2 protein-coding genes are annotated in these 5,564 nt (G+C 70.8%); both read right to left on the bottom strand.

The window, feature by feature from the left end:
- A partial coding sequence (locus GFY24_RS40695) for a beta-ketoacyl synthase N-terminal-like domain-containing protein (protein ID WP_228567166.1) occupies window positions 1-1,120 on the bottom strand: 1,120 nt, incomplete at its 3' end.
- A 26-nt stretch (window positions 1,121-1,146) separates the two neighbouring features.
- The gene (locus GFY24_RS40700; RefSeq protein ID WP_228567167.1) at window positions 1,147-5,553 is read right to left on the bottom strand and encodes a type I polyketide synthase; all 4,407 of its coding nucleotides are present in this window, start codon (window positions 5,551-5,553) and stop codon (window positions 1,147-1,149) included.
- Between the last annotated feature and the right edge of the window lie 11 nt (window positions 5,554-5,564).

A 5,564-nucleotide genomic window follows, 5' to 3' on the forward strand; every position in this document is an offset into this window, starting at 1 on the left:
CGATGTTCGACTTCAACGACCCCAGCCGGAGCGGCCGCTCGGCCGGCCGCGCCCGGCCGTACGTCGCCAGCAAGGCATGCGCTTCGATCGGATCGCCCAGCTTGGTACCGGTCCCGTGCGCCTCGACGGCGTCGACATCCGCGGTGGTCAACCCGGCATCGGCCAATGCCGCCCGGATGACCCGTTGCTGCGCGGGCCCGTTCGGCGCGGTGAGCCCATTGCTGGTCCCGTCCTGGTTCACGGCCGAACCACGCACGACCGCCAGCACCCGATGACCATTGGCCACCGCATCCGACAAGCGCTCGACCAGCAACAGGGCCGTGCCCTCGCCCCAAATGGTGCCGTCCGCCGCCGCCGCGAACGCCTTGCAGCGGGCGTCGGGCGCCAAGGCGCGCTGGCGGCTGAAGCCGACGAATTCGGCGGGGCTGGACATGACGGTGACGCCGCCCGCCAGCGCGAGATCGCACTCCCGCCGCCGCAGGGCCTGCGCCGCCAGATGCAAGGCCACCAGCGACGACGAACACGCCGTATCCAGGGTCAGCGCAGGGCCTTCCAGCCCGAGCACGAACGACAGCCGCCCCGAGACGACGCTCCCCGAACTGCCGACCAGCCGCTGCCCGTCGATCGACGACAAGCCGCCGGGGAGCGTGAGCCCCTGGTCGTAGAACATGGCGCCGGCATAGACGCCGGTCCGCGAACCCCGCAGCGAGGACGGATCGATACCCGCGTACTCCACTGCCTCCCAAGCCGTTTCGAGCAACAACCGCTGCTGCGGATCCATCGCCAGCGCCTCACGCGGCGAAATACCGAAGAACTCGGCATCGAATTCCGCCGCCTCGTGCAGAAACCCGCCCTCACGCACATACGACCGGCCCGCCCGATCCGGATCCGAATCGAACAGACTCTCCAGATCCCAGCCCCGATCGGCCGGAAATCCCGAGATCCCGTCACCACCGGAAGCCACCAGCTCCCACAAACTCTCGGGCGAGCTCACCCCACCGGGCAACCGGCACGCCATCCCCACGACCGCGATCGGCTCCCGCGCCGCGGCTTCCAGCTCACGATTCTGCTTGCGCAGCCGCACAGTCTCCTTCACCGCATCCCGGAGAGCACCGATCAACTCGGCGGACCCGGTCTCGGAATCCTTCACGATTCAGCCCCCTCACGCGCCAGAGAAATCAGGTCCGCCACTGCCAACCCGTCGATCACGTCCTCGTCCACCACCGAGGTGCCGGACCCCGAATCGAGCACGGCGAGCAGCCCTTCCAGCAGCCCGGCGTCGCGCAGCCTGCTGATCGGCACAGCGGCGAACTCCCGGCGGAAGCGGTCCTCGTCGAACGCCTCGTCCTCGGGTTCCGGGACAGCGGTGAACAGATCCGCACGCAGCTTGCGGGCGAGTTCGGCCGGCGTGGGATGGTCGAACAGGACGGTCGGCGCCAGCCGCAGCCCGGTCGCCCCGGCGAGCCGATTGCGCAGTTCGAGAGCGGTGAGCGAATCCGTGCCGAGCTCGGTGAACGTCCGTCCGTCCGGCAGCCGGCCGGCTCCGGAATAGTCCAGTACCGCAACCGCTTCGGCGCGAATCAGATCCAGCAGCGCCTGTTCCTGCCGCTCCGGCGTCAGCCCGGCCAGCCGCCGCGGAAGGTCCGGGTCACCGGTTCCCTCGCTGCGTCGCCGCGCCCGAGGCGCGCGAATCAGGCCGCGCAGCAACGGCGGTGTCTCGCCGACGATCGAGGCGCGATCCAGCAGCATCGGCGCGAGGTACGCGACATCCTGTCGCACGGCGATATCGAACAACCGCAGCCCCTCGACGTCGCTCAGGCCGCCGATCCCGGCCCGCGCGGTGCGGGCGCGCTCAGCCGTACCCAGCTCCGCCGCCATGCCACGTTCGGCCCAGGCGCCCCAGCCGAGCGCGATACCGGCCAGCCCCTCCGCCCGCCGCTGCCGCGCGAGCGCGTCGAGAAAGGCGTTGGCCGCCGCGTAGTTCCCCTGCCCCGCCGTACCGAAAACCCCTGCCACAGAGGAGAACAGCACGAATGCCGCGAGCCCGGCATGCCGCGTCAGCTCGTGCAGATTCCACGCGGCATCCACCTTGGGCCGCAGCACGCCGTCGATCCGCTCGGCGGTGAGCGCACCGGTAACTCCGTCATCGAGGATTCCGGCCGCGTGGATCACCCCCGTCAGCGGATGCGCGGCCGGAATGCCATCCAGCGTCCGGGCCAGCGCCTCCCGGTCCGCGACATCGCAGGCCGCCACCACGACCTCGGCACCCAGCCCGGACAATTCGGCACACAGCTCCGCGATACCGGCAGCCTGTCCCCCGCGACGGCTCACCAGCAGCAGCCGCCGCACACCGTATTCGCGCACGAGGTGGCGAGCGATGAGCCGCCCCAGCGCACCGGTCGCACCGGTGATCAGCACGGTGCCCTCCGCAGGCCATTCCCCTTGCGGGCGTGACCATTCCGGATGCGGCGTGACCGCTTCCACCTGCGACAGCACAGAATCCGGTCGCGGAGTACCCGCTTCCGCCGGTGGAGTTGCCGACTCCTGCTGCGGTGCTGTCGATTTCGACCGCTGCGCAATCGCCGCTCCGGCCACCGCCAGGCGGGCGCTGAGCAGGGTTCCGGTGCGGAGCGCGCATTGCGGCTCATCGGTTGCCGGCAGTCCGGGCAGGGCGCGGTACGAGGCCGGGTCGGAGTCGAGATCGACCAGGGCGAAGCGGTGCGGATTCTCGGTATGGGCGGACAGCAGCAGCCCGCGCGCGCTCGCCGCCGCCAGGTCGGTGATGTGCTCACCGGGCCTCGCGACGACCGCCCCGCGCGTTACGACGACCAGGCGAGCGGATCGGAACCTGCTGTCCGACAGCCAGATTCGGGCCAGGTCCGCAGCTCGGTGGCATGCGGTGTGGACAGCGGCCGCCATATCGGCGGAGTTGTCCAGATCGCCGTCGAACGGGACCAGCACCGCGTCCGGCATGGCCGTTCCCGCCGCGAGGGCGGTGGCGAGGGCCTCGAGATCGGCGAAGGCATTGACGGTGTGCCCGGCGGAGATCAGCTGCTCGGTCAGTCCGAGGCCGTCACCGACCACGGTCCAGGCGACGGCCGACGGGATCGGTGCTGCCGCAGCGGGTATCCATTGCAGATCGAACAGCGAGTCGGCGACCGGACCGAGTTGATCGGCCGTCATCGGCCGTACGCTCAGCGAGGCCACGGACGCCACCAGCCGTCCGGCGGAATCGGTCACGGTGAGCGCGACCGCCGCCGCGCCGACCGGCCTGATGTGCACTCGCACCGCGGACGGCCCGGTCGACCAGCGGCGCACGCCCGTCCATGCGAACGGCACCTGAGCCTGCTCGGCGACCGGCAGCGCACCCAGTCCGAGGGCGTGCAATGTCGCGTCGAGCAGAATCGGATGCAGCCCGAACGAGTCCGCCTGCTGCCGCTCCTCCTCGGCTAGACCGATTTCGGCGAAGATCTCCGAGCCCCGGCGCCAGGCCGCCCGCAGCCCCTGGAAGGCGGGACCGTATTCCAGCCCGCTCGCACCGAGCGCGTCATACCAGCCGGTCAGGTCGACCGCCTCGGCATCCGCGGGAGGCCACACGGCCGGGAAGTCGACGGCCGTGTTCGCACCGCCCGCGGCCACATCGCCTACCGCCACATCGCTTGCGACCGTGCCGGTGGCGAGCACAGTCCAGTCGCCGGTCGCCTCCTCGCGTGCGGGCCGGGCGTGCACGGTCAGTGACCGCTGACCGTTGTCATCGGCTTCGGCGACGAAGACCTGGACATCGACCTCGCTGTGTTCGGACAACGTCAGCGCGGCGGTCAGGGTCAGCTCCTCGACGGTGTCCGCTCCCACTCGATCGGCCGCGGCCAGCGCCAGTTCGATCAGGCCGGATCCTGGGAATACGGCCTGATCCCAGACCCGGTGGTCGTTCAGCCACGGGTGCGTACCCAGCGCGAGCCGACCGGTCAGCAGCACCGAGTCGGTGCCGGCCGGGCGAACCACGGCCGCGAGCAGCGGATGACCGGCGGCCTCGAGCCCCAGCCCGCTCGCGCCGTCACCGGCACCGGCGGTACTCGGCCAGTACCGCTGGTGCTCGAAGGCGTAGGTGGGCAGCTCGACCCGGCGCGCCGCGGTGTACAGGGCGGTCCAGTCCGGCTCGAAGCCGCGGACCTGCAACCGGGCCACAGCAGTCCGGAACGACAGCTCCTCGGGCAGGTTCTTGCGCAGTGCCGCAACGAATTCGGACGTGACCGCCTCCTCGTCGGTGAGGCATTCCGGCCCCATGACGGTGAGTACCGCGTCCGGTCCGATCTCCAGATAGGTGGTGACGCCGCGCTCGTGCAGATGGCGTATGCCCGCCCCGAAGCGCACCGCTTCGCGGACGTGCCGGACCCAGTAGCCGGGTGTGCAGATGTCCTGCCCCGCCGCCGCGCCGGTCACGTTCGACACCACCGGGATGCCAGGCGTGTGATAGGTCAGAGTTCGCGCCACAGCGGCGAATTCGTCCAGCATGGGTTCCATGCGCGGGGAATGGAAGGCATGCCCGGCCCGCAGCCTGCGCGTCTTGTGCCCGCGTGCGGCGAGCCGCTCCGCGATACCGGTCACCACCTCATCGTCGCCGGAAATCACCAGCGACCGTGGCCCGTTCACCGCCGCGATCCCGGCGTGGCGCTGTTGCCCGGCCAGCAGCTCGGCCACCTCCGCCTCGGTGGCCCCGACGGCGACCATCGCACCGCCCTCGGGCAGTTCCTGCATGAGCCGGCCGCGCGCGGCGACGAGGGTGACCGCATCCTCGAGGGAGAAGACCCCGGCCACATGGGCCGCGGCGATCTCGCCGATCGAATGCCCGGCCACGCGATTCGGCCGAATTCCGATGTGCCGCAACAGCCGATAGAGCGCAACCTCGACCGTGAACAGACCCGCCTGCGTGAAGACCGTGCGGTCCAGCAGCTCCGTCCCCTCGGTGTCGAGCACCTCGTGCAGGGGCCGGCCGAGCCGGTCGCCGAAAGCGGCACAGATCTCGTCCACCGCCTGCGCGAAGATCGGGAACCGGGCGGCGAGCCCACGGCCCATCCGGGGTCGCTGCGCGCCCTGCCCGGTGAACAGGAAGGCGAGATCGCCTTCCACCGGTGTGCCGCGCACGACGCGGGTGGCGGTGTCCGCCCCGGCCAGTCCGGCCAGTGCCGCGAGCATGGATTCGCGATCGTCGCCGAGTACGACGGCCCGATGCCGAAGCGATGCCCGCGTAGTCCCGAGCGAGAAGCCGATATCGGCGGGACTCCACCCCGGCCGGTCCACCAGGTGTGTGCGCAAACGTTGCGCCTGATTCCGCAGGGCTGGTTCGGTATTCGCGGAGACCGGCCACAGGACGCCGCCGGTCGGCTCGGATTCCGAAGCCCGATCCGGCGTTTCGGCATTGCTCTCGACGGCGGGGCTCGCGGTGGCCGGTTCCTCCAGCACCACATGCGCATTCGTCCCACTGATCCCGAACGACGACACACCCACCCGACGCGGCCGCTCCCCACGCGGCCACCCCACCGCCTCCGTCAACAACGAGACAGCCC

The sequence above is a fragment of the Nocardia sp. SYP-A9097 genome (assembly GCF_009649815.1).
Taxonomy (GTDB): domain Bacteria; phylum Actinomycetota; class Actinomycetes; order Mycobacteriales; family Mycobacteriaceae; genus Nocardia.